Origin of the sequence: Henriciella marina, assembly GCF_027213945.1 — a bacterium.
Classification (GTDB): domain Bacteria; phylum Pseudomonadota; class Alphaproteobacteria; order Caulobacterales; family Hyphomonadaceae; genus Henriciella; species Henriciella marina_A.
In genome coordinates, this window is the sequence record NZ_JAPWGW010000003.1 from 474,198 (window position 1) to 497,423 (window position 23,226).

A 23,226-nucleotide genomic window follows, 5' to 3' on the forward strand; every position below is an offset into this window, starting at 1 on the left:
GCCCATGCTGAGATCCCGCTTCCTTGCCATGCCTGTGCTGATTGCCGCCTTCGCGATTGCGATGGGCGCGGTCATCGACGCGCTGGTAAAAGGCGTCGCGCCCGGTGCTGGCCTGCATCATCTTCTAGCCTGGCGCTTCCTTTTCGGCGGCGTGATCGCGGGCGCGGTATTTCTTGCCAAGAAGCGCCCTCGCCCTTCCAATGAAGCTATACGGTTTCACACCATGCGCGGTCTGCTTCAGCTTTTCTGCGCCTTCACTTTCTTCTATGCGTTGACGCAGCTTCGCCTCGCGGAGGCAACCGCGCTCGGCTTTACAGCAGCACTCATGGTTGCGCCGGTCGCCCGTATAGTGATTGGCGAAAGGCTGAGCCGCGTTGCCGTACTTGCTGCTCTGATCGGATTTGGCGGTGTGGCCCTGGCAGTCTTCGGCTCCAACCCCGGAGGAAGCGCGGCCCTTGGAGACCGTACGCTCGGCTATGTCGCGCTGTTCAGCTCGACCATCGGCTACGCGTTCGTTCTGGTTTTCTTGCGAATGCGCGCCCGCCATGAAGATGCGACCACGATCGCGCTCTTCACGAACATTGTGCCTGCCATTGCGCTTTTACCGATCACGCTGGGCCTGTTTGGCTGGCCAGCGCTGTCCTACATTCCGTTCTTCTTGCTGCTCGGGGTGCTTGGCTATTCGGTCTGGTACCTGATGACACTCGCCTATGCGCAGGCAGAAGCGCAGGTGCTCGCCCCACTGGAATATACAGCTCTGGTGTGGAGCGCGCTGCTCGGTCTGTTCTTCTTTGACGAATGGCCAGGGCTCGCCCTCTGGGTTGGCGCCATCATCATTATCGCAAGTTGCCTGCTCGTGGCATTTGAAAGCCGTTTCAGGACAAGGCGTGCCGCCAGAATGCCCGCGAGCGACCTGCCCGAATAATCAGGCGCGGCGGCCAAGCTTGGCAGCGGCGGCTGATTTATCGGTGACAGCCTGCCAGTCGCCCGAGGCCATTTCGTCTGCTGTCGCGATCCATGACCCGCCAACGGCAACGACATTCGGCAGGGCGAGGTAATCGGCGGCGTTCTCAGGCGTCACGCCGCCCGTCGGCATGAAATCCACATGAGGCAGGGGCGCCGAAAGGGCTTTAAGGAACTTTGCGCCGCCAGCCGCTTCTGCCGGGAAGAATTTCAGGACGCCATATCCTTCATCGAAACGGGCCATGGCTTCGCTCGCCGTGGAAACGCCGGGCAGGATGACACCGTCATGATTTGAGAGCGCTTCGAGCAAAAGCGGCGAGGTGCCAGGTGTTACGAGAAAATCGGCGCCAGCTTTGAGCGAGGCGTCGACATCACCTTCAGAGATAATCGTGCCTGCGCCCACCAACAGCCTGTCATCGACATGCGACATGCGGCGAATGACCTCCAGCGCTGCAGGCGTGCGCAGCGTGATCTCGACCGAAGATAGCCCTCCGCGAAGCAGTGCTTCTGCAAGCGGCTCGGCATGGTCAGCTTCATGGACCGTTAAAACCGGGACGACAGGGGCCTTGTCGATGGCGGCACGAAAAGCGGTCATTGTCTTCATGGGACGGGCACCTCGTCATATTCCAGTGCGGCCGCCCCGATGAGCGCGGCCTCCCCCGACATCAGGATGCGGATCGGGATCGGTTGCATATAATCGCTCATTGGCCCGCGTTGCAAAAACCGGTCAATGGCTTCAGGCGCGGCCATCCAGTCTGCGAGCTCTTCTGCCACGCCTCCGGTCACGACAACGCCGCCACGCGTGCCATTCATGAGCGCAGCATCGCCAAGCGCGTAGAGCGTGCCCCGCGCCTTGATCTCGCAAATATCCCGGCAGATCGGATCGCCCTGTCGCGCAAGTTCTTCGACTCTTGCAGGGTGGGTCTTCTCCCAGGCGACCCCATCGATGTCGCAAAGCGCCTTGTGTACGGCGTCGAAACCTGAGCCAGACAGGACAAGCTCCCGCGAGACATAGGCATGGGTTTTGCGCAGCTTCTCTGCCAACGCCCACTCACGCGGTGTCGCGGGCGCAAAGGCGGCGTGCCCACCTTCTCCCGTCAGCACCCTCCATCCTGTTGTGCCGACAGGTATGAGCGTCGCCATGCCGAGACCAGTTCCCGGGCCAGAAACGAGGATGGGATGGCGCGCCGATGTGTCAGGCTCACCTTTGCGGACAAGGCGGAAGGCGTCGTCCGGCAGCTCCGGAATGGCCCGCGCCATGGCGGCGTAATCATTGACGAGGCGCACGGAGCTGAGGCCGCAATTTTCCTCCAGGCGCTGCGTGTCCACGATCCAGTCACGATTGGTGAGCTTGACGCGGCCCTTCTGGACCGGGCCAGCCAGCGCGATCAGAGCACGCTTAGGCGCGCCCTTTCCGAGTTTGTTCAGGTAGAGGCCCAGCGCATCGTCGAACCGATCGAAATTCTTGCCCGGCATGACAGAGACATCAGAGACCACCGGCTTGCCAGCAAAGCCCTGGCTCGCGACCGCAAACCTGACATTCGTGCCGCCTATATCCCCGACGAGGACCGGATCAGCCATCGCTGCCCCCCGGCAGCGGCAGGAAGAATTCAAACAGGCTACCGCCCGTGTCTGGCCGGCTGGCATTGTTGCGGAAGGCGCCAAAAAGCTCGCGCCCAAGGCCCTGCCCCTGAATGTTCGGGCGGTATTGTGCTGGCTCTCTCGCCTCGAACACGGATGGGTCACAGTCGATGCCGAGCTCGCCGGTTTCGGCATTCAGCCGGATCATGTCGCCATCCTGCACGCGCGCAAGCGGGCCGCCACGCGCGGCTTCTGGGCTCACATGTATTGCAGCCGGGATCTTGCCGCTCGCGCCGGACATGCGCCCATCGGTGACAAGCGCCACCCTGAAGCCCTTGTCCTGAAGCGCGCCCAGCGCTGGCGAGAGGGCGTGTAGCTCTGGCATGCCATTGGCGGCTGGCCCCTGAAAGCGAACGACCGCGACAAAATCCTTGTCGAGTTCGCCTGCCTTGAACGCATCTTTGAGCGCTTCCTGATCGTCGAAGACGCGTGCGGGCGCTTCGATAGTGCGCCGATCTTTCTTAACGGATGAGACCTTGATGACGCCTCGTCCAAGCGGCCCATTCAACATGCGCAGGCCACCTTCCCTCTGGAAGGGGTCGCTCGCCGGGCGCACGATGTCGGTATCGCCGCTGGTCTCGGCTGCGTCCCTGAAGGCAACTTCACCATCCCTCAACCACGGCTCCTTCGCATGGTCTGCGATCGATCCCATGATGCCGCGCGCCTCGCCATTCAGGAGGCCCGCCTGCAGCAGCTCCTTCATGACAAAGCTCATGCCGCCAGCGGCCTGGAAATGGTTCACATCGGCGGGGCCGTTCGGATAGATGCGGCAGAGAAGCGGCGTGATCTCGCTCACATCGGCAAAATCCTCAAGCTCGACCTGATAGCCGCTGGCTGCGGCCATGGCCGGAATGTGAAGCGCATGATTGGTGGAGCCGCCGGTTGCCATCAAGCCAACCATGGCGTTCACCCAGCTGCGCGCATCGATCATCTCGCCCATCGGCGTATAGTCGCGCTTCACCGTCAGCTCCACGACGCGGCTGACAGCAGCCCGGGTCAGGGCTTCGCGAAGCGGCGTGCCGGGGTTCTCAAAGGCGGCTCCCGGTATGTGCAGCCCCATGACTTCCATCAGCATCTGATTGGAATTGGCGGTGCCATAGAAGGTACATGTGCCGGGGCTGTGATAGCTTTCAGCTTCGGCCTTCAGCAAGGCGTCGCGGTCCACATTACCGAGCGCGTATTCCTGCCGGATGCGCTGTTTTTCAGGGTTTGGCAGGCCGGATGGCATCGGCCCGCCCGGCACGAAAATGTGCGGCAGCCAGCCAAAGCGTAGCGCGGCGATCATAAGCCCGGGCACGATCTTGTCGCAGATCCCAAGATGTAGCGCGCCATCGAACATGTCGTGGCTGAGCGAAACGGCAGAGGCGAGCGCGATGACGTCGCGGGAAAAGAGCGAGAGCTCCATGCCCTGCTGCCCTTGCGTGACGCCGTCACACATGGCCGGTACGCCGCCCGCCACCTGCGCGGTCGCATTCACCTTGCGAGCCGCATCGCGGATAATTTGCGGGTAATCCTCATACGGCGCATGGGCCGACAACATGTCGTTGTAGGCGGTGATAACGCCGATATTCGGCCAGTTCGCGCCAAGAAGCTGGGTCTTGTCCATGACGGCGCAGCCCGCAGACGCGTGCGCCAGATTGCCATCAGCCAGCTTCTGGCGGGCAAACCCGTCCGGCTTGCGCCCATGGATCAGTTCCAGATAGGTGGCGCGCGTTTCGGCCGAGCGTTTTTCGATCCGCTCGGTCACTTCCTGAATTTTGGGGTGTAATGAGGTCATTTGCCATTGCTCCACCAGTCTCGCCCGTCCTGACGCAGCAGCATGCGCGCCTCCACGGGTCCGTCTTCCAGTCCGGCTGCGTAGGTATGGACAGGTGTATTCGCAGCTGCCCAGCCCTCAAGCAGGCCATCGACCCACTCCCAGGCCTCTTCGACTTCCTCGCGCCGCATGAAGAGAGCGAGGTTACCGCGCACCACATCCATGAGCAGCCGCTCATAGGCATCCGGGTATCTCAGCTGAAACGACTCTGCGTAGGAGAGGTTCAGCGGCAATGACTGTACCCGCAGACCGCCGGGCCCCGGTTCCTTGATCTGGACATAGAGTTGCACGCCCTCGTCAGGCTGGAGTCGGATAATCAACCGGTTGGAGTGGGCCTGGTCTTCGCCGAACATGGCGTGCGGCGCCTCGCGGAACTGGACCACGATCTCCGAATGGCGCGATCGCATGCGCTTGCCTGTGCGCAGATAGAAAGGCACCCGCGCCCAGCGCCAGTTATCGACCCAGGCCTTGATGGCCACGAAAGTTTCGGTGTCACTTTCACCGCTTTCGAGCTCTTCGAGGTAACCCTTCACCTGCTTGCCATCGACTGTACCGGCGTCGTACTGCGCACGCACCGTGTCTGCACCAACATATTTGGACTGGATCGGCCGTAACGCGTTCAGCACCTTGATCTTCTCTGTGCGGATTTCGTCCGCCTCGATCGAGTTAGGCGGCTCCATCGCGATGAGGCAGAGAAGCTGCAGCAAGTGGTTCTGCAACATGTCGCGCACGGCGCCTGCGCTATCATAATAACCTGCCCGGTCGCCGACACCCACGCTTTCGGAAACGGTGATCTGGATATGATCGATGGCGGTCCGGTTCCAGAGCGGTTCGAACAGGGTATTGCCGAAACGCAGGACCAGAAGATTCTGTACAGTCTCTTTCCCGAGATAGTGGTCGATGCGGTAGATATGATCTTCGGCAAACACCGCGCCTACACCGCTATTAATTGCTTTCGCAGACTTCAGATCTGTCCCGATCGGCTTTTCCAGAACGACGCGCGCATCGCCCCCCGCAAGACCCGCAGCCCCGATCGCCTCACAGATCGGCACATAGATTTTCGGCGTCACGGCGAGGTAGAAAATGGCGGGCCTGTCGTCGCCGCCAAGACGTTCTTTCAGGCCTGACCAGTCCGCATCGGGATCGGTTGCGTCCATCGTGATAAAGGAAAGCAGTCGCTCGAACTTTGCCCAGCAATCCTTTTCGATGCTGTCCTTGGTGTGGGCCTCGCAAGCCTCGAAGGCGAAAGCGCGGAACTCCTTGTCGGACATTACAGTTCGAGACACACCGACTATCCGAGAGTCCTCGGGGATCTGTCCATCAGCATAGCGGTGATAGAGCGCCGGCAGAAGCTTGCGCTGGCTAAGGTCGCCTGTACCCCCGAAAATTACGAGGTCGAACGTTCCAACAGGAATAAATTTGGCCATCTTCCACACGTTCTAGGCAGGCAAGACGTGCTGTCAAAGGAAGACGAGCGAGAAGTTTCAATATTCTTTCCGTAAGGGCATAATGCCACCAGTTTACCTACGCCGACGCACAAACCTGCATCGCCAGAACTAACAGGTTGAGGCGACGCGTTCAGCCGTAGCCGTCAGCATCACGGGTACGTTTTCGCTGGCCGTGCCGGTCCATCCGGTGGCGTTCAGAATGGCGGTATCTGCGCCAACCTGCAGCTTTCCATCCAGCTCGCCATCCGGCCCACCGGAACACTGCAGCTTGAAATCATAGCCGTCAGCCGTTGTTTCGCTATCGGTGACGCGGCAGCGAGAATTGATGTCATTGAAAAGCTGGTCGAAAGAACTTTGCGACATGTCTGAGCCGACGCAATACTGGCCGCGGTCGCCTGCCGGGATCGGACCAATCATGTAACGTGCCTGGTAAGACCAGAGACCTTCGGCCACATTAGACTGCGCGAAGGCGGACCCCGAAAAGGTGAGAGCGGAAAGGCCGAGGGCAAAGATACGGGCGGTCATAGAGGCCTTTCGAAAAGCGCAGATTTCGGCAGTCTTAAATGTGCACCAGCGCGCCGAACGGCAAGATAAAGAGATTTAATCTGATGTTCAGTCGCCATTCAGCCCAGGCTTGAAGGTAGAGGCAGCCCATTTCTGGCACGCCTTGGAGCCTTGAGGTCTTTCACGCGTAGTTGGGGCACACTCTTTTAGCATCGATCGGAGGCAAAGAATGTTCCTGCACAAGATCAAGTCGAATGGCCTTGCTCACCTCTCCTACATGATTGGATCGAATGGGAAGGCCGCTATCATAGATCCGCGCCGTGACATCAGCGCCTACATGGATCTTGCGCGCAAGGAAGACGTCCGCATTACGCATGTCTTCGAGACCCACCGGAACGAGGATTTCATCTCTGGCGCACCTGCCGTTCGTGCTGCGACAGGGGCTCGTATCCTGCACGGCCCCAACCGCGATACGCCGATCCAGTACGCAGAAACCACGCGCGAGGGCGACCATTTCGAAATCGGCTCCATGCGGATCGAAGTACTGGAAACGCCGGGCCACACTTATGACAGTGTTTCCTATGTCCTCTATGACACGGCATTCGACAATCGCGCTGTTGGCGTCTTTACCGGCGATGCCTTGTTCATCGGGGATGTCGGACGCACCGACTTCTATCCCGACCAAAAGCGTGAGGTATCCGGACTGTTGTTCGACAGCCTGCAAAAGCTGAAGACGCTTGGCGACCAGACGATTGTCTACCCTGCACACGGGGCTGGGTCTGTATGCGGTGCCGGCATGGCGGACCGTGAGTTTTCCACGATCGGGCATGAACGTTTGAATAATGACCGGTTTGCCATGACGGACCGTGAGGCCTTCATCGACGCAAAGGTCGCCGAGAACCACTATCAGCCCCCTTATTTCGAGATGATGGAACGGCTCAACACCGAGGGCGGCGCACCCACCGACCGTTATCTTACGCCGCCACCGATCAGCCCGGACAGCGAGCTTCTCAAGGGTGAAGCGCAAATCGTCGACATTCGCAGCGAGACAGATTTCGCTGCAGCCCACGTCCCCGGAAGCTACTGTATCCCTGCCGGCATGCTCGCTTCCTTTTCTGGCTGGTTCCTCGACTATGACCGCGACATCGTGCTGGTCAGCGACAGCGCTGCGCAGGCACAGGAAGCAGCGACGACCCTCGCCCGCCTCGGCTATGACCGCGTTGTTGGCCATCATGCCGGGACGGTTCCGATGGCGACCTCAAACCAGCCGCTTGAGAGCATCGACCTGATTGACACTGATGAGGTGAAAGCGCGGCTCTCCGACAGGCCAACTGGCTGGACGCTGCTTGATGTGCGCAGCATCGACGAATTCAAAGGCGGCCATATCGAAGGCGCAGAACACGCCTATGCCGGCCGGATACCTGTCGACCTGCCAAACCTTGACCGTTCGGGCCCAATCACAGTGATGTGCGGCAGCGGCATGCGCGCCAGCATCGCCGCCTCCGTGCTCAGGCGGGAAGGCTTTGAGAATGTGGATGTCTATTACGGCTCTTGGAAAGCCTGGAACAGCCAGGGCTGAGCGCTAAAGGGCGGACGCCGTTTCCGGCGTCCGCCTGATCAGTCTAGTTGCGCGACTTGTCGACCAGCCGGTCATTCTGCGCCCAGTGCATCATGCTGCGCAGCTTCTCGCCGACTTCCTCGATCTGATGGTCATTCATGCGGGCACGTTTGGCATGAAAGCCCGGCGCGCCGGCCTGGTTTTCCAGAACCCAGTTGCGCGCGAATGTGCCGTCCTGGATGTCGGTCAGGATCTTCTTCATCTCCGCCTTCGTCTCAGAATTTACGACACGTGGGCCTGAGACATACTCGCCATACTCGGCGGTGTTGGAGATCGAGTAGTTCATGTTTGCGATGCCGCCCTCATAGATGAGATCGACGATCAGCTTGGTCTCGTGAAGGCACTCGAAATAGGCCATTTCCGGCGCATAACCGGCCTCGACCAGCGTTTCGAAACCTGCCTTGATCAGCTCGACAATACCGCCGCAGAGCACAGCCTGCTCACCGAAGAGGTCGGTCTCGGTCTCTTCGCGGAAGCTGGTTTCGATGACGCCAGCGCGGGTGTTGCCGATGGCCTTGGAATACGAGAGCGCAACGTCCTTTGCGGTGCCGGTCGCGTCCTGATGGATGGCGATGAGGCCCGGCAGGCCGAAGCCGCGCTGATACTGGTCGCGCAGCGTGTGCCCAGGGCCTTTCGGCGCTGACAGCGAGATGTCCACATTCGCGGACGGGCGGATGAGGTTATAGTGAATGTTGAAGCCGTGGCCGAACATGATGTGCTGGCCGTCGCGGACGTTCGGCTCGATCTCGTTCGCCCAGAGCACGGCCTGTTTCTCGTCCGGGATGAGGATCATCACCACATCGGCCCAATTGGTGGCCTCTGCCGGGGTCATAACCTTCAGACCCTCGGCCTCACACTTCTTGCAGCTGGATGAACCTTCCTGAAGCCCGACCACGATGTCCGTGACACCGCTATCGCGCGCGTTCAGCGCATGGGCATGGCCCTGGCTGCCATAGCCGATCACGGCGACTTTCTTCTTGGTGATGAGGGTGAGATCGGCATCCTGCTCGTAATAGACTTTCACTGCTCGTTACTCCTTGGTGTCTCTGGGATACTTTTGAAATTGATACCTAGCCGGCATCCTTACCGCGGCGGATTGAAAGCACGCCTGTGCGGCTGACTTCGACAAGGCCGAGGGGCTCCATCAGCTCACAAAACTGGTCGATCTTTTCGGACGCACCGGTGATCTCGAAGATGAAGCTCTCATTCGTCGTATCGATGACGCGGGCACGGAAGATTTCAGCGATGCGCAGCGCCTCGACGCGCGGGTCGCCCTCACCGGCCACTTTCACGAGCGCCAGCTCGCGCTCAATGCCGCGCTTTGACTTGGTGATGTCGATGACGGCCGCCACCGGCACGAGCCGCAGAAGCTGCGCCTCGATCTGTTCCAGCATGTGCGCTGTGCCGGTCGTCACGATGGTGATGCGGGAGCGGTGTTTGCCGCGGTCCACTTCGGCGACGGTCAGGCTTTCAATGTTATAGCCGCGCGCAGAGAACAGCCCGACGACACGGCCAAGAACGCCCGGTTCGTTGTCGACGAGGACGGCGAGCGTGCGGCGCTCTTCGACCTCTTCGGCATGGTCCATGTCATAGGCGCTGGCGGGGATTGGTTCGCGGGTCATGTCAGCTCACACCATCTTCCGGCCGGCTTCGTCAATCTCATCGCCAGCGATCTTGCCGAGGATCATCTGGTTGTGCGGTGCGCCTGACGGGATCATCGGCAGGCAGTTTTCCGCCTTCTCGACCCTGCAGTCAAAGATCACCGGTCCGTCATGGTCGATCATTTCCATGATCTTCGCGTCGAGCTCTGCCGGGTCATCGCACCGGATGCCGTGGGCACCATAGGCCTCCGCCAGCATCACAAAGTCCGGCAGGCTTTCAGAATATGAGTGCGAATAGCGCTCCCCATGCAGCAGCTCCTGCCACTGGCGCACCATGCCCATCCACTCATTGTTGAGGATGAAGACCTTGATCGGCAGCTTGTGCTGAACAGCGGTCGAAATTTCCTGCATCACCATCTGGACAGAGGCTTCGCCGGCAATGTCGATGACGAGGCTGTCGCGGTGCGCCGCCTGGATGCCAACGGCCGCTGGCAGGCCATAGCCCATCGTGCCGAGGCCGCCCGACGTCATCCAGCGATTCGGCTCCTCGAAATGATAGTGCTGGGCGGCCCACATCTGGTGCTGGCCAACTTCGGTCGAGATATAGGTGTCGCGGTCCTTGGTGAGCTCATAGAGACGCTCAACCGCATATTGCGGGCGGATCGCGCCGTCGTTTTCCGGATAGGCAAAACAGTCCACCGCGCGCCATTTTTCGATCTGCTCTTTCCAGTCGGAGAGGTCAGGCTTTGGCAGGCGGCGCGCCTTCCAGCCCTCAAGCAGCGCCTTCAGCGCCGCCTTGCTGTCTGCGATGATCGGCACGTCCACGCGGATGATCTTGTTGATCGAGGACGGGTCGATATCGATATGGATCTTCCGCGAGCCCGGCGAGAAGGCCGAGATCTTGCCCGTCACGCGGTCATCGAAGCGCGCGCCGACGCAGATCATAAGGTCGCAATCATGCATGGCATTGTTGGCCTCATAGGCGCCGTGCATGCCGACCATGCTCAGCCAGTCCTCATGGCTGGCCGGGAAAGCGCCGAGCCCCATCAGCGTGGAGGTGACCGGAAAGCCGGTTGCCGCCTGAAGCTCTCGCAGAAGCTTCGACGCCTCGGCGCCGGAATTTATGACGCCGCCGCCGGTATAGAAGACAGGCCGCCGCGCGGTCGCCATCATGTCGAGCGCGTCGCGAATGGCGTGTTCGGACGGTTCGGTCTTCGGTTGGTAGGTCGGTTTGTAGACGCCTGCCTTGCCGACATAGGTGCCGGTCGCAAACTGTACGTCCTTCGGAATGTCGATCACGACAGGGCCGGGACGCCCGGATGTCGCGATGAGGAAAGCTTCGTGCAGGGTGCGGGCAAGGTCATCCACGTCCGTGACGAGGTAATTGTGCTTGGCGCAGCAGCGCGTAATGCCAACCGTATCGCATTCCTGGAAGGCATCCGTGCCGATGAGGTGGGTCGGCACCTGGCCCGTGATGACCACCATCGGGATGGAGTCCATCATCGCGTCGGTGATGGGCGTGACCATATTCGTGGCGCCCGGGCCGGAAGTTGCCAGGGCAACACCGCACTTGCCGGTCGAGCGGGCATAGCCTTCGGCGGCATGGCCCGCGCCCTGCTCATGGCGCACGAGGATGTGCTGGATGGACGGTTCGGAATAAAGCGCATCATAGATCGGCAGGACCGCGCCGCCCGGATAGCCGAACATGGTGTCGACGCCCTGCTCCCTGAGCGCGGTGATCACCATTTCGGCGCCCGTCATACGCGCCCCTTCAAGGGAAGACTGGGTCTGGTCGCTGAGTGTGTGCGTGTCCATTTACCTGTTCCTGTCTGCCTGTCCTGCGTTCTCTCTGGTCGATCTTACCTGCTCTGCCCGGGGCGCAAAAGAAAAGGGCCTCCTTGGAGACCCTTCCATGCGCACCCGCGCCGACATCTGATGATGCCGGTCACGGGCTGATAAGTACGACGACGTCCTGATTGCGCAAAACTGTTTCCTTAAATTGGTAATGCCGCAATAACGTGCCTCAGCCTAGCGGTCAACCTCTCTGTAGAGGGCAGAAATCACCCTAATGCGCGTCGCGATTTCCGTAGAGGGAATGCGCGGCCAGAACGGGAACTGCCGGCCGATCCAGGTGAACTGGCGCTTCGCATAGCGGCGTGTATCGCGCTTCGCGTTTTCTGCGGCTGTCGCCGCATTGATCTCACCGCGAATAAACGCTGTCAGCCATGGCATCCCGTGCGCCTTCATGGCAGGCAGCTCCGGGTCGAGGCCGAGGCGGTCCAGCTCCCGCGCCTCTTCCATCGCACCTTCCATGAGCATGCCTTCGAACCGGCGGTCGATCCGCGCATAGAGTTTCGACCGCGGCGGCGTCAGCGCCACGCCCAGCCATTCGTCCGGGTTCAGGACAGCATTTGTCTTGTTATTCTGAAAACTGGTAAGCGAACGTCCCGTCGCGAGCCATACCTCATAGGCGCGCGTCAGGCGCTGGCGGTCATTGTCATCGATCCGGGCGGCCGCATCCGGGTCGACGACCTGCAAGCGGATCTTGAGGCCGCGCAGACCATCGGCTTTTGCGATCTCGAGCACCTCATGGCGCACGTCTTCAGGCACTGGAGGAATGTCGGAGAGCCCCTCTATGAGCGACATAAGGTAAAGCCCCGTGCCCCCCACCACCACAGCCGTCTTTTCGCGCTTTTGAATATCCTCAATAATGGTGCGCGCCTGCTCCAGCCACTCGCCGGTCGAAAAACGGGTTGCCACTGGCACGTGGCCGAACAGATGATGTGGAACACCATCCATTTCTTCTTCTGACGGACGCGCCGAAATTACATTCAGACGATCATAGACCTGCATCGAATCGGCATTCACGATCTCGCCATCAAACTTGCGGGCAACGGCGATCGAGAGCGCCGTTTTTCCACTTGCAGTCGGTCCATGGATCAAGATAGCGGGTTTCATACGTTTAGACGTAAGGACTTTGGACGTGAACGTTAAGTAAGGACCGCGCCTATGGACAGAAAAACCACGGATTTTAGTCATGTCGCGGTTGTCGTCGCCCGCGGTGACAAGAGCTTGCAGCAGATTGGAGACAGGCTGGAAAAGTCGCTGGCGGTGGTTACGCGGGGCGAAAATGCACCCATCCGTCTACTGAGCGGTGAGCGTGAGTTCACGGCAGTCGAGCAGGCAGGAAATTTCGCCGATCCACAGGCAGCCCGCAACGCCCTCGAAGAAGCTTTTGGAAGCGACGCCGATATCTGCGTATCCACGACCTCTGACCGCCGTAAGAAACTCCTGATCTGCGACATGGATTCCACCATCATCCAGCAGGAGTGCCTTGATGAGCTTGCGGACTTTGCAGGTTTAAAGGCAGAAATTTCAGCAATTACAGAGCGGGCCATGCGCGGTGAGCTGGAATTTGAGCCGGCCCTGCGGGAACGCGTCGGCAAGCTTGCCGGGCTAGACCTCTCGCGCCTGGACCAATGCTATCGTGAGCGCATCACTTTGATGCCTGGCGCCAAAACGCTGGTCGCGACGATGAAAGCCAGAGGCGCGCATGCCATGCTGGTTTCTGGTGGCTTCACCTTTTTCACGTCGCGGATCGGGGAGGCGGCAGGCTTCGATACCCATCGGGGCAATACGCTGCTTGATGATGGCAACGCCCTGACAGGCAAGGTCGCCGAACCCATTCTCGGGCGAGAGGCAAAACTCGCCGCGCTCGAAGAACAGGTGGCGGCGTTGGGATTGTCGAACGCGGATGCCCTCGCAATGGGCGATGGGGCCAATGACCTTGCCATGATCGAAGCCGCCGGCCTTGGCATTGCCTATCGGGCCAAACCCGTCGTCGCGGCCGCCTCCGATTGTGCGATCAACGTTACCGACCTTACCGCCGCGCTTTACTTCCAGGGCTATACCGACACCGAAATCGTCTGGAAGCACTAGGTCCGGGCTACGGCGCTAGCGATTTGCGTAACGCGCTGCGCTGGCCGGAAAGACGCCCATGATCTTCAGCGATGTGGAGAAGAAGCCAAGCTCTTCCAGCGCGAGTTGCACGCGGCGCTCATCCGGATGGCCTTCAATCTCGGCATAGAACTGCGTTGCCGTAAATGAGCCATCAATCTGGTAGCTTTCCAGCTTGGTCATGTTCACGCCATTGGTCGCGAAGCCGCCCATCGCCTTGTAGAGCGCGGCTGGAATGTTGCGGACCTGAAACAGGAAAGACGTTACCGCATCATCGCCGACATCTTCATGCTCAAGCGGGTCTGGCGCCATAATGACGAAACGGGTCGTATTGTGTTCGGCATCCTCAATGTCCCGGGCCAGGATATTGAGGCCATAGACCTCAGCTGCGAGTTCGGGCGCGATCGCCGCGGTCGTCTGCTCGCCCAGTTCCTTCACGATCCGCGCTGCGCCGGCCGTATCAGCGGCCACAATCGGCTCGATCCCATGCTCGCGCATGAAAGCGCGGCACTGGCCGAGCGCCATGATGTGGGAATGGGCCTGGCTGACCTGTGACAGCTCGACACCCGGCAGCGCCATGAGTTGAAAGCGGATCGGCATGAAATGCTCGCCGATTATGTTGAGCGTCGTTGCCGGCAGCAGGTGGTGAATGTCGCCGACACGCCCGGCAATCGTATTTTCGACAGGTATCATGGCAAGGTCAGCGTCGCCGCGCTCGACCAGGGACAGCACGTCTTCAAACGTCTTGCAGGCGACCGGTTCCATGTCGGGATAGGTCTCATTGCAAGCGATATGGGAGTTTGCGCCCGGTTCGCCCTGATATGCTATTCGCCCTTGCCGCATGTCCATTACCTGTTCCTCGTCCAGATTCCCAACTCTTGTTTCAAAGAGCGGCCTGCCATGCGGGAGGCGCAGGCGATTTGCAAGCCCCACACCCTGTTGCGGCCAGACAGGTCAGGACCAAGCCTGCGCCCATTCGCCGCTGTAAATGCCCACGCATCCCGCAACACATCCGCTTATATTGCCACCGACTCGATAGCGTGCCAGAAGGCGCGCAAAGACTGATAAAGATACAAGGATGATCCCGATGGGCGATCTCTTCTGGAACAAGGTATTCGGTGCGATCCTAGCTGTTGTGCTGGTCGTTATGGGCCTGCAGACGCTGTCAGGCATGGTCTTCTCATCCGGCGGCGACGGCCACCATGGTGAGGAGGCTCACAGCCTCAATGAATGGGCGCAGGGCCGTTTCTCATATTACACCGAAATCGCAGAGACCGGCGGCGCGGGCGCCGTTGAAGAAGAAGTATACGATTTGGGCGCTCTTCTTGCTGCTGCTGACCCAACATCGGGCGAGCGCGCCTTCAAAGCGAAATGCTCGACCTGTCACACCATCGAGCAAGGCGGCAGCAACGGTACCGGCCCTAACCTCTATGCTATCGTCGGCGACAGCCACGCTCACGATCCAAGCTTTGGCTACTCTTCAGCCATGCAGGCCACGTCGAGCGAGAGCTGGACCTATGAAAGCATGGATCAGTGGCTCGAGAATCCGTCCTCCTATATTCGCGGCACCTCCATGGCCTTCGCTGGCCTTCGCCGCGACGATGAGCGTGCGGACGTGATTGCGTATCTCGCACAGTACACCCCGGAGGCACCGGCCTTCCCAGAGCCGCTTCCTGAAGAGGAAGAAGGCGCAGAGGGTGATGCCCCGGCAGAAGGCGACGGAGCTGACGGTGAAGCTGTTGACGCAACTCTTGATGCTGAGACCGTTGAAGACGCACCGACACTGGCGACCGGCGAGATAGAGACCCAGGACGTTGTAGACGACCAGGACTCAGAAGCTGAAGGCAATGTCAGCGAAGTCGAAATGACGCCGGAAGCAGAAGACGGCGAAACCGAAGAGTAGGCTTTGTGCTTTACCGGTGAGCGAGCCAGTCAGGCGTCCGCTCTCTTTCTTTAGAGATATCGATACGGCGAGCTCCTCTGGGCTCGCCGTATTCTTTTGCAATGCGCGGAATTGCCATCAGCAGCGGCTCCTTCGCAACGGCCATGTGATGACCATTCGCATGAAGCAGCGTCTTGTCATCCAGCATGATACCGACATGCCCCTTCCAGAAGACCAGGTCATTGCGCCGTAGCGCGCCTGGCGCATTCCAGTCGTCCACGGCCTCACCACTCCAGGCGAATTGCATGTCGCTGTCCCGCGGCAGGACGACACCGCATGAAAGGAATGCCGCCCGCGTCAGCCCGGTACAATCAAGACCGAGGCTCTCGCAACCACCCCAGAGATATGGCGCATGCAGGAAACGAAGCGCTACATCGGCAGGATCATCAAAGCGGGTATTGATCGGCTGCACGTGACCCGATGTCAGCCATCCACCTCGTGTTGTCCGGAAAAAGCCGTTCTCCTCGCCCGTTACAGTAACCGCGCTTCCCATGGAGATCAGTCCATATGGCGCCGATTTCAGGTGCGGTTGCGAATAGGCATACGTACGCAAGGCGCTCACCCAGTGGGTTGGCTCTGAAACCGGAGCGGAGAGCGCGTCCATGAGCGTCCAGCCGACATAGCGATCACGCTCCATCTGAACCAGGCCAAATTCGCCAGCTTCGCTGAATAGAGTAACGGTCTCACCATGTAGCGCCTGAGTCACCATTTCGGCGTCCGGGCGCGGGGCACCTCGCAGCGCTGCGATGCCCGCAGACACCTGCATCAGCATGCCCTGCCCGCGACGAGGCGGCGTCAGTCGTTGATCGAAGAAATCAGGCACGGCGCCACCTCAATCAGGCCGCGACATTCTTGTCCAGTGGTTTGGCGTCCGCAATTGACTTGCGCTCTTCGCCAGCCTCGGCAGCAATGATGAGTTCGGCGAATTCCCGTAGCCAGGTCATGCCCTCGACCGTACGCTCAATAATGACGCTGCGCAGGTCATGCTCATCACGGCGACGGCGGACAAAACCAAGCTTCTCGAGCGCATCAACAGCCCGTGTGACAGCGGGCTTTGCCAGATCAAGATCTGTCGCAAGACCCCGGACCGTATGTGGTCCGGCAGACAGGGCAACTGCCATCAGGATCGCCTGTTGGCGAGCGGTCAAGTCGCCGTCCGATGTGCGCACATAGGATGCCAGGGCGCGGCGCCACAGATTGAGGGCTGCTCTTTCGTTCATCGCCATACAGTCACGCTCCTGATCCCGGTCGCCCTCCCCAATTCATAGAACTGTGATTTGCGGACGTCGTAAAGCAACGGCTTGCCGATCAGAATTCTGCGTTCTTACCGCTTGGTTTCGATGGTGAAAAACATGTTCTGCCCGGAGCGATTCACACGCAGGAGCAGCGGCGCGCCCGGCGGTGCATTCGTCGGCGAAAGCGCATCATATGCATCTTCCAGGTCAGCCACGCGCTTGAAGCCCATCTCCGTGATGACGTCGCCCTTGCGCAGCTTTCCGAAGCTTGGACCATTGGCGGCGACGGAGTTTACCAGCACTCCATCGACACCGCGCGCAATGCCGTAGCGGCGGCGGGCATCGTCATCGACATTCTTGAGTTCCGCCCCGATCGGGTTTTGAGCCAGCGCATTGTCGGGCAGCGGTTCGCGTGTCTCGGACTCATTGTTCGACGCAAGTTCACCGACCTCAAATATCACGGTCCGCCGTTTACGATCACGGATGAGGTCAACGCGCACGCGCTTTCCAATCTCTGTCTCGGCAACAATACGGGTCAGACCACGAACATTCTCGATCATCTTGCCGTCAAAAGTCAGTAGCAGGTCGCCAACTTCGAAATCGGCACTGGCTGCTGGCCCTGCACCGTCAATATTGGTGATAATGACGCCATCTGTGCTGTCGAGGCCGTAGGCGCCCGCAAGGCCTTCATCAATGCCCTGAACATTGACACCGAACCAGCCGCGGCGCGGCTTGCCGTATTCAATGATCTGCGCGGCAACCTGCTCGACGAGATTTGCAGGAATGGAAAACCCAAGGCCGACAGACCCGCCAGTCGGCGAGATGATTGCCGTGTTCACGCCCACGACTTCGCCGTTCAGATTAAAGAGCGGGCCGCCCGAATTACCCCGGTTGATCGCCGCATCGGTCTGAATGAAGTCGTCATAGCGCCCGGACTGGATGTCACGATTGCGTGCCGAAATAATACCGGCTGACACCGAGCCACCGAAGCCAAACGGGTTACCGATGGCCATCACCCAGTCGCCAACTTCTGCTGCGTCGCTGTCAGCAAATTCGACGAAGGGTAGCGGCGCTTCGCTCTCAACTTTCAAGACGGCAATATCGGTCTCGACATCGGTTCCGATCAGTTCCGCCTGAAGCGTCCGACCGGACGCAAAGATCACGTTGATCTCGTCAGCATTCTCGATGACGTGGTTATTGGTAATGATCACGCCATCGGCGGAAACGACAAAGCCGGACCCTAGCGACCCCTCACGGCGAAAGCCCTCGGGGTCACGACCGAAGAATTCGTTGAAACGCTCAAGCGGAGAACCGTCAGGAAATTCCGGCATACCATTCGGCGCTACGGTCTGGCTTGTCGTGATGTTGACCACCGACGGCATGAGACGACGCGCAAGCTCAGAGAAAGAGTCCGGCGCGCGCTGCTGGTCGATGACACTTGTCGTATCAGAGAGAGAACCTCGAGTTTCGCCCTGCGATCGCTGCGCACCCGCTGGACCAGCCAGCAAGGCAGCGCCAGCAAGCCCGGCCAGGGCCGAAATCGCAAAACGTCTCATACTCCGTACTCCATCACACACGCATACTTGTTAGTTTTGAACTATGGCGGTTCGCAGGCAGAACGCAACGCGTCAACCAAACCGGACGGCGCAATAGAACAGGATCAGTCCCAGTATCGCTGACCAGATGCCACCGCTGCGTACCGCGTCGAGCGGTAGTGCCGACAGCCACGCCGCCATCCGGCGCATGGTTTCGGGCGCGGCGGCGTAGAGGATGCCCTCCAGCGCAAACCACAACCCGACCGCCGCAATAAGGACCTGCCAGCTCATGACAGGTCCAGATTGATAGCAGAGTTGCGGCGTAACGCCTTAGCGGCGTGAACCGCTCTGGCGGGCCTGGTCGATGAAGTCATTGCAAACTCCAAGCTGGTTTGGTCCGACCACAATGCGGGTGCCTTCGGTAAAGGCTTCCTCACAGGCAATGAGCGAGCGATAGAAGCGGAAGAATTCGGCATCCTGCTCATAGGCCTCAGCGTAGATTTCGTTTCGGCGGGCATCGCCTTCACCGCGAATTTCTTCCGACTGCTGCCGGGCTTCAGCCAGTAGAACCGTACGCTCGCGTTCCGCCGTCGCACGAACAAGTTGTGCGCGCTCATCGCCCTCAGCACGGATTTCCTCAGCCTCTTGCTCACGCGTAGCTTCCATACGCTGGAAGACACGCTCCGACACATCATCCGGAAGGTCCGCGCGGCGGATACGAACATCGATGATTTCGATACCGCGTCCTGCAATATTGCCCGCAAGGTTGGTGCGGATCTCATCCATCAGTTCAGAGCGCTGACCAGAAATAATGTCTTCCGGCAGGCGTGAGGCAAGCGCGTTACGGATGGCTGCATCCGTAAAGTTACGAAGCTGGCTGCGTGCGTCACGCTCATTGTTGAGACGCTGATAGAAGGCGAGAGGATCGGAGATCTGCCAGCGGACGAAAGCATCCACAATAAGCTGCTCCTGGTTCGAGGCATATGCCTCGATGCCCGGCACGTTGAGACCGAGGTTGCGGCGGTCATACATGACCACATTCTGCAACAGCGGAATCTTCAGTTTCAGGCCGGCCTCATCCGAACCCGGTTCATTATAGGCTTCAACCGCACGACCAACCTGCAGGAGAAGCGCCTGCTTGCGCTGGTCGACAATGAAGAACGAATTGAACAGGACAATAGCTACCAGAACGGCTGCGACGATCCCGAGGATACCGATCGATTTCATGACCTAGTTCTCCGAGTTTCTGCGATTGACGCTGTCGAGCGGCAGGTAAGGCACTGCGCCGGCGTCATTATCGAGGATAAGCTTGTCGCTACGATTGAGGACACGCTCCATCGTTTCAAGATACATGCGCTCACGGGTAACCTGTGGCGCCCGCTGATACTCCGTCAGGATTTGCGTGAAGCGATTGGCCTGACCAGATGCGTCCGCGATCACCTGCTCGCGATAAGCTTCTGCATCCTGAAGAATCTGCTGCGCCTCACCACGGGCACGCGGGATGATGTCGTTGGCGTAACGGTTGGCAACCTGCACGGCACGTTCAGCGTCCTGACCGGCATTGACCACGTCGATAAACGCCGCGCGGACTTCAGCCGGGGCCTGCGCTTCCTGAATTTCGACGTTCAGGATCTGCGCACCCGCGCGATAATCCTGAAGCAGAGCCTGAAGCTGTTCGCGAACCTGGTTCTGAAGCTCGTTACGACCCGTCGTGATGACATCGTCGAGATTCGACTTGCCGACCACTTCGCGCATGACGCTCTCGGCGGCCGCTTTGACGAGATCCTCACCGTCCTCGACATTGAGGATGAAGTTCTCAGGATCTTCCTGATCATAGTACCAGAAGACGCGGTACTGGACGTCGACGATATTCTCGTCGCCAGTCAGCATCAGGCGCTCTTCTTCATTTGCACCGATCTGGGTGACCTGTTGTTGCTGCGACGGCATGATCTCATGCGTTTCGATCGGCGTCGGCAGATGAACATGGAGGCCCGGACCGAAATTCTTCTGCCACTGGCCAAAGCGGAACACCGCGGCCGTCTCACCTTCGTCAACGACCACAACGCCGGAAAAAAGCCAGGCGAGCAGCGCTACGAAACCGAGGACGATAAAACCGAATGGACCGAAGTTCTGGCCACTGCCACCGCGACCACCGCCGCCATTGCCACCACGGCCACGGCGAAAGCGCTCCTGCATGCGGCGCATCTGTTCTTCAAGATCGGGGCGATTGTTTCCACCACCGCCGCCAGACCCGTTGCCACCGCCAGAACCGCCAGGGCGGGACCAGGGCGAATCAGACTTCTTGCCCTGGGATCCCCACGGGCTGCTGCCTTTGGACGAACCCTCTCCGTCCTTATTATCATTCCAGGGCATTGCCCCTCCTTCACGACTGTCCGTCTATGGCCATATAGACACTGAACGAATATGTGCACCCCAGACCGCGTGCATCAAGGAGTGGCCCGCATGTTTCGGCGTAAACAGCGACAATCTGGCAGCCTCGAAGACCGAATTCGGGCTGCGCTAGGCAGTCCGGACTGGCTTCAGGGCGTCCGCGTGCAGGATGGCGAACGCGTCACTCTAATCCTCGATGGCGACCCCGAAGACCTTGAGGGCTCCGAGGCGCGCCGCATTGAGGCCGAAGCCCGCGTCATGAATATTGCTGGCGTTACCGAGGTACGTGCCATGCTGACGGCGGAACGCGCCGCGGGCAGTACACCACTGGAAGATCCGCACGCGCACACCGTTTCCCCGACCGGCCAACCAAAGCCTGGCCACCGCCGGGTGTCCAAAGGGGCACGCCTGTCTGACGACGCGATCACCCAGGGCCAGCCCGGCCAACCGACGACAGATCGCATTCCCGGCATTTCACGCATTCTCGTCGTGGCGAGCGCCAAGGGGGGAGTGGGCAAGTCCACTGTTGCTGTGAACCTTGCCGCTGCTTTCGCCAGGCTCGGCCTGAAGACGGGTCTCCTCGATGCAGACATCTATGGCCCCAGCGCGCCGACTATGCTCGGCACAGGTGATGCTTCGCCCGAGACGGATGCCGCCGGCAAACTAATCCCCGTCGAAGCGCATGGCATACGGTCACTGTCTATCGGCTACCTGTCAGATCCCGATGCCCCGATGATCTGGCGCGGCCCAATTGTGATGTCGGCGATTACCCAGATGCTGAACGATGCAGCCTGGGGCACGCCAGAAGATCCGCTGGACCTGCTCATCATCGATACCCCGCCCGGCACGGGCGACGCACAACTCGCCATCGCGCAGAAAGTGCCGGTGACAGCTGCCGTCCTGGTAACCACACCGCAGGAAGTTGCACTCGCAGACGTGCGCCGCGGCGCAGCCATGTTCGCCAAGACGGCCGTGCCTGTATTGGGCATCGTGGAAACGATGAGCTGGTTCGAGGATCTTGCCGGCAACCGTCACCACCTGATGGGTCAGGGCGGTGGCAGAACAATCGCGGACGCACTCGGCCTGCCTCTGTTGGCTGAGCTGCCCATTCTCGACGAAATCCGCGAAGGCGGGGATATAGGCAGACCGGCTGCCCTCAGTGATGGCCCTTCGGCAAAACTGTTTCATGAGCTCTCCAGATCGGTCGCGCTGAACCTGGACAGCCTGCAAACCAAGGCCCCTCCCCGCATCATTTTCGAGGATTGACCGACATGCCGAGTGATATCCTGTATCTGCTTACGCCCGGCGAAGACCCGGCCTATCCGGGCGAAACGTTTTACTGCCCGCCATGCGCAATGGTCGAAGGTGTACTCGCATCGTTTCCGGAGCTCGCCGCCAAGCTGGACGTGCGCCGGGTCGACTGGCCCCGCCCCCGCAAGGACGTTGTCGCTGTTGTCGGCGAAGAGAACCAGTCACTTCCCATGCTGTTGCTCGAAGAAGGCACCTCCTCACCGCACCAGACCGGCACCCATCAGGGCCGTGCTTTCATCAATGACCGCGACGATATTCTGGCAGCCCTGACTGAGCGGCACGGATTCCCGCGGGCGCCCCCATAGGCGTCAGGCGTTGAAGTTCAGCTTGAGCCCTGCCTCTGGCCAGCGGCACTTGATGAGCTGCCCGGTGCCTGAGAGCGTGATGTAGGCATCCTTCATGTCTTCGCCGCCAAAGGCGATATTGGTGACGAACGGGTCCGGAAATGCGATGTGGGCGTGATTGCCGTCGGGCTCTACCGTTGTGATGCCGCCCTGAAGGATGGTCGCGACGCAGACATTACCCGCCGCTGAAATGGCAAGGCTGTCGAAGTAGCGAAGGTCTGGCATACCGGCGACGACACGCCCTTTCGAGAAAGGTGAAGCCTGCTTCGCCGCGCCGGGGCTTTCCAGGTCATAGGCCCAGACGCGCGCTGTCATCGTATCGGCAAAGTAGACCGTCTTCTCGTCAGGCGAAAGGCCGATACCGTTCGGCGAAATGTGATTGTAGTCGAGTTCCTGAACCTTGTCGGACCCGGCGGCCAGGAAATAGACGCCGCCCGTATCGCGATGGGTCGGATAGGATTTTCCGAGATCGGTGAAATAGAGATTTCCAGCCTTGTCGAAGACAAGATCGTTTGGCCCCTTTAACGGGCGCCCGCCGCACTCGGTGGCAACGACCTCAACCTTTCCAGTCTGCAAATCAATACGCTCAATCCGGCCACCCGAATAATCTGGCGGGCAATGGCCCGGGATCAGCAGGCCGTCGCGTTCGTGGTAGGTGAAGCCGCCATTATTGGTGCACCACAGCTTGCCATCAGGGCCGACGGCCAGACCGTTCGGTCCGCCGCCCGGCTCTGCCACGGTCTCGCGCTTTCCATCCGGCCAACAACGCGTGATCAGCTTGCTCTCAATCTCGACGACAATAACCGAGCCGTCCGACATAACGACCGGGCCTTCCGGGAACCGGAGACCCTCTGTGATCACTTCATAGTCCATGATGTTTCTCCCGCATTTTATCTTTGCGGAAGACAGTGTCGCGCAGC

23 protein-coding genes are annotated in these 23,226 nt (G+C 60.0%); 6 read left to right on the forward strand and 17 right to left on the reverse strand.

Annotated features, from left to right (window positions below; all coding sequences use genetic code 11):
- Nucleotides 1-4 precede the first annotated feature (4 nt).
- A complete protein-coding gene (locus tag O4G74_RS11545; protein WP_269402760.1) occupies nt 5-925 on the forward strand; it encodes a DMT family transporter in 921 nt (306 codons plus the stop codon).
- Here O4G74_RS11545 and eda read toward each other — a convergent pair whose 3' ends face one another.
- From eda to O4G74_RS11570, 5 genes are all read right to left on the reverse strand, one after another.
- Complete coding sequence (gene eda, locus O4G74_RS11550; protein WP_269402761.1) at nt 926-1,567, reverse strand: bifunctional 4-hydroxy-2-oxoglutarate aldolase/2-dehydro-3-deoxy-phosphogluconate aldolase; 642 nt, start codon at nt 1,565-1,567, stop codon at nt 926-928.
- On the reverse strand, nt 1,564-2,544 hold the full coding sequence (locus tag O4G74_RS11555; protein WP_269402762.1) for a glucokinase: 981 nt from the start codon (nt 2,542-2,544) through the stop codon (nt 1,564-1,566). The genes eda and O4G74_RS11555 overlap by 4 nt, the downstream gene beginning before the upstream one ends.
- The gene (gene edd / locus O4G74_RS11560) at nt 2,537-4,381 is read right to left on the reverse strand and encodes a phosphogluconate dehydratase (protein ID WP_269402763.1); all 1,845 of its coding nucleotides are present in this window, start codon (nt 4,379-4,381) and stop codon (nt 2,537-2,539) included. The genes O4G74_RS11555 and edd overlap by 8 nt, the downstream gene beginning before the upstream one ends.
- Nucleotides 4,378-5,847: a glucose-6-phosphate dehydrogenase gene (gene zwf / locus O4G74_RS11565; RefSeq protein ID WP_269402764.1), complete on the reverse strand. Its 1,470-nt coding sequence runs from the start codon at nt 5,845-5,847 to the stop codon at nt 4,378-4,380. Before zwf ends, edd begins: the two co-directional genes overlap by 4 nt.
- Before the next feature lie 129 nt (nt 5,848-5,976).
- A complete protein-coding gene (locus tag O4G74_RS11570) occupies nt 5,977-6,393 on the reverse strand; it encodes a DUF3617 domain-containing protein (protein WP_269402765.1) in 417 nt (138 codons plus the stop codon).
- A 208-nt stretch (nt 6,394-6,601) separates the two neighbouring features.
- Here O4G74_RS11570 and O4G74_RS11575 point away from each other — a divergent pair, with 208 nt between their 5' ends.
- Nucleotides 6,602-7,951 carry an MBL fold metallo-hydrolase gene (locus tag O4G74_RS11575; RefSeq protein ID WP_269402766.1) on the forward strand — a complete coding sequence of 450 codons (1,350 nt, stop codon included), beginning with the start codon at nt 6,602-6,604 and terminating at the stop codon, nt 7,949-7,951.
- A gap of 43 nt (nt 7,952-7,994) precedes the next feature.
- On the opposite strand, the gene ilvC is transcribed toward O4G74_RS11575, so the two are convergent.
- From ilvC to miaA, 4 genes are all read right to left on the reverse strand, one after another.
- Nucleotides 7,995-9,014: a ketol-acid reductoisomerase gene (gene ilvC / locus O4G74_RS11580; RefSeq protein WP_269402767.1), complete on the reverse strand. Its 1,020-nt coding sequence runs from the start codon at nt 9,012-9,014 to the stop codon at nt 7,995-7,997.
- A gap of 46 nt (nt 9,015-9,060) precedes the next feature.
- Nucleotides 9,061-9,612 carry an acetolactate synthase small subunit gene (gene ilvN / locus O4G74_RS11585; RefSeq protein WP_018149517.1) on the reverse strand — a complete coding sequence of 184 codons (552 nt, stop codon included), beginning with the start codon at nt 9,610-9,612 and terminating at the stop codon, nt 9,061-9,063.
- 6 nt (nt 9,613-9,618) lie between these two features.
- Entirely contained in the window at nt 9,619-11,406 is a 1,788-nt protein-coding gene (locus O4G74_RS11590) for an acetolactate synthase 3 large subunit (RefSeq protein ID WP_269402768.1), read from the reverse strand.
- Nucleotides 11,407-11,619: 213 nt separating this feature from the next.
- Nucleotides 11,620-12,549 carry a tRNA (adenosine(37)-N6)-dimethylallyltransferase MiaA gene (miaA, locus tag O4G74_RS11595; protein ID WP_269402769.1) on the reverse strand — a complete coding sequence of 310 codons (930 nt, stop codon included), beginning with the start codon at nt 12,547-12,549 and terminating at the stop codon, nt 11,620-11,622.
- A gap of 51 nt (nt 12,550-12,600) precedes the next feature.
- Here miaA and serB point away from each other — a divergent pair, with 51 nt between their 5' ends.
- Complete coding sequence (gene serB, locus O4G74_RS11600) at nt 12,601-13,530, forward strand: phosphoserine phosphatase SerB (RefSeq protein WP_269402770.1); 930 nt, start codon at nt 12,601-12,603, stop codon at nt 13,528-13,530.
- Nucleotides 13,531-13,545: 15 nt separating this feature from the next.
- Here the strand turns inward: serB and O4G74_RS11605 are convergent, their stop codons facing one another.
- Nucleotides 13,546-14,391: a prephenate dehydratase gene (locus O4G74_RS11605; RefSeq protein WP_419715397.1), complete on the reverse strand. Its 846-nt coding sequence runs from the start codon at nt 14,389-14,391 to the stop codon at nt 13,546-13,548.
- Nucleotides 14,392-14,635: 244 nt separating this feature from the next.
- On the opposite strand from O4G74_RS11605, the gene O4G74_RS11610 reads away from it, so the two are divergent.
- Nucleotides 14,636-15,451 carry a c-type cytochrome gene (locus O4G74_RS11610; protein ID WP_269402772.1) on the forward strand — a complete coding sequence of 272 codons (816 nt, stop codon included), beginning with the start codon at nt 14,636-14,638 and terminating at the stop codon, nt 15,449-15,451.
- A 10-nt stretch (nt 15,452-15,461) separates the two neighbouring features.
- Here O4G74_RS11610 and O4G74_RS11615 read toward each other — a convergent pair whose 3' ends face one another.
- The 6 genes from O4G74_RS11615 to hflK form a co-directional block, all read right to left on the reverse strand.
- Nucleotides 15,462-16,313, reverse strand: coding sequence for an NlpC/P60 family protein (locus O4G74_RS11615; RefSeq protein WP_269402773.1), 852 nt, complete (start codon nt 16,311-16,313; stop codon nt 15,462-15,464).
- Nucleotides 16,314-16,326: 13 nt separating this feature from the next.
- On the reverse strand, nt 16,327-16,716 hold the full coding sequence (locus O4G74_RS11620) for a MarR family winged helix-turn-helix transcriptional regulator (RefSeq protein WP_269402774.1): 390 nt from the start codon (nt 16,714-16,716) through the stop codon (nt 16,327-16,329).
- A 98-nt stretch (nt 16,717-16,814) separates the two neighbouring features.
- Nucleotides 16,815-18,281: a Do family serine endopeptidase gene (locus O4G74_RS11625; RefSeq protein ID WP_269402775.1), complete on the reverse strand. Its 1,467-nt coding sequence runs from the start codon at nt 18,279-18,281 to the stop codon at nt 16,815-16,817.
- A gap of 72 nt (nt 18,282-18,353) precedes the next feature.
- Entirely contained in the window at nt 18,354-18,551 is a 198-nt protein-coding gene (locus O4G74_RS11630; protein ID WP_119452754.1) for a DUF2065 domain-containing protein, read from the reverse strand.
- A 39-nt stretch (nt 18,552-18,590) separates the two neighbouring features.
- Nucleotides 18,591-19,487: a protease modulator HflC gene (gene hflC, locus O4G74_RS11635; protein ID WP_269402776.1), complete on the reverse strand. Its 897-nt coding sequence runs from the start codon at nt 19,485-19,487 to the stop codon at nt 18,591-18,593.
- A gap of 3 nt (nt 19,488-19,490) precedes the next feature.
- On the reverse strand, nt 19,491-20,633 hold the full coding sequence (hflK, locus tag O4G74_RS11640) for an FtsH protease activity modulator HflK (RefSeq protein ID WP_269402777.1): 1,143 nt from the start codon (nt 20,631-20,633) through the stop codon (nt 19,491-19,493).
- 90 nt (nt 20,634-20,723) lie between these two features.
- Between hflK and O4G74_RS11645 the strand changes: the two genes are divergently transcribed.
- Nucleotides 20,724-21,917, forward strand: a complete 1,194-nt coding sequence (locus O4G74_RS11645) for an Mrp/NBP35 family ATP-binding protein (RefSeq protein WP_269402778.1) — start codon at nt 20,724-20,726, stop codon at nt 21,915-21,917.
- Between the two features lie 5 nt (nt 21,918-21,922).
- Nucleotides 21,923-22,267 carry a DUF3088 domain-containing protein gene (locus O4G74_RS11650; RefSeq protein ID WP_269402779.1) on the forward strand — a complete coding sequence of 115 codons (345 nt, stop codon included), beginning with the start codon at nt 21,923-21,925 and terminating at the stop codon, nt 22,265-22,267.
- A gap of 3 nt (nt 22,268-22,270) precedes the next feature.
- Here the strand turns inward: O4G74_RS11650 and O4G74_RS11655 are convergent, their stop codons facing one another.
- Nucleotides 22,271-23,179, reverse strand: coding sequence for an SMP-30/gluconolactonase/LRE family protein (locus O4G74_RS11655; RefSeq protein ID WP_269402780.1), 909 nt, complete (start codon nt 23,177-23,179; stop codon nt 22,271-22,273).
- Nucleotides 23,180-23,226: the final 47 nt, after the last annotated feature.

Coding starts and splice junctions, on each gene's coding strand:
- O4G74_RS11545 (WP_269402760.1), top strand. CDS start 5: ATGCTGAGATCCCGCTTCCTTGCCATGCCTGTGCTGATTGCCGCCTTC.
- eda (WP_269402761.1), bottom strand. CDS start 1,567: ATGAAGACAATGACCGCTTTTCGTGCCGCCATCGACAAGGCCCCTGTC.
- O4G74_RS11555 (WP_269402762.1), bottom strand. CDS start 2,544: ATGGCTGATCCGGTCCTCGTCGGGGATATAGGCGGCACGAATGTCAGG.
- edd (WP_269402763.1), bottom strand. CDS start 4,381: ATGACCTCATTACACCCCAAAATTCAGGAAGTGACCGAGCGGATCGAA.
- zwf (WP_269402764.1), bottom strand. CDS start 5,847: ATGGCCAAATTTATTCCTGTTGGAACGTTCGACCTCGTAATTTTCGGG.
- O4G74_RS11570 (WP_269402765.1), bottom strand. CDS start 6,393: ATGACCGCCCGTATCTTTGCCCTCGGCCTTTCCGCTCTCACCTTTTCG.
- O4G74_RS11575 (WP_269402766.1), top strand. CDS start 6,602: ATGTTCCTGCACAAGATCAAGTCGAATGGCCTTGCTCACCTCTCCTAC.
- ilvN (WP_018149517.1), bottom strand. CDS start 9,612: ATGACCCGCGAACCAATCCCCGCCAGCGCCTATGACATGGACCATGCC.
- O4G74_RS11590 (WP_269402768.1), bottom strand. CDS start 11,406: ATGGACACGCACACACTCAGCGACCAGACCCAGTCTTCCCTTGAAGGG.
- miaA (WP_269402769.1), bottom strand. CDS start 12,549: ATGAAACCCGCTATCTTGATCCATGGACCGACTGCAAGTGGAAAAACG.
- serB (WP_269402770.1), top strand. CDS start 12,601: ATGGACAGAAAAACCACGGATTTTAGTCATGTCGCGGTTGTCGTCGCC.
- O4G74_RS11605 (WP_419715397.1), bottom strand. CDS start 14,391: ATGCGGCAAGGGCGAATAGCATATCAGGGCGAACCGGGCGCAAACTCC.
- O4G74_RS11610 (WP_269402772.1), top strand. CDS start 14,636: ATGGGCGATCTCTTCTGGAACAAGGTATTCGGTGCGATCCTAGCTGTT.
- O4G74_RS11620 (WP_269402774.1), bottom strand. CDS start 16,716: ATGGCGATGAACGAAAGAGCAGCCCTCAATCTGTGGCGCCGCGCCCTG.
- O4G74_RS11625 (WP_269402775.1), bottom strand. CDS start 18,281: ATGAGACGTTTTGCGATTTCGGCCCTGGCCGGGCTTGCTGGCGCTGCC.
- O4G74_RS11630 (WP_119452754.1), bottom strand. CDS start 18,551: ATGAGCTGGCAGGTCCTTATTGCGGCGGTCGGGTTGTGGTTTGCGCTG.
- hflC (WP_269402776.1), bottom strand. CDS start 19,487: ATGAAATCGATCGGTATCCTCGGGATCGTCGCAGCCGTTCTGGTAGCT.
- hflK (WP_269402777.1), bottom strand. CDS start 20,633: ATGCCCTGGAATGATAATAAGGACGGAGAGGGTTCGTCCAAAGGCAGC.
- O4G74_RS11645 (WP_269402778.1), top strand. CDS start 20,724: ATGTTTCGGCGTAAACAGCGACAATCTGGCAGCCTCGAAGACCGAATT.
- O4G74_RS11650 (WP_269402779.1), top strand. CDS start 21,923: ATGCCGAGTGATATCCTGTATCTGCTTACGCCCGGCGAAGACCCGGCC.
- O4G74_RS11655 (WP_269402780.1), bottom strand. CDS start 23,179: ATGGACTATGAAGTGATCACAGAGGGTCTCCGGTTCCCGGAAGGCCCG.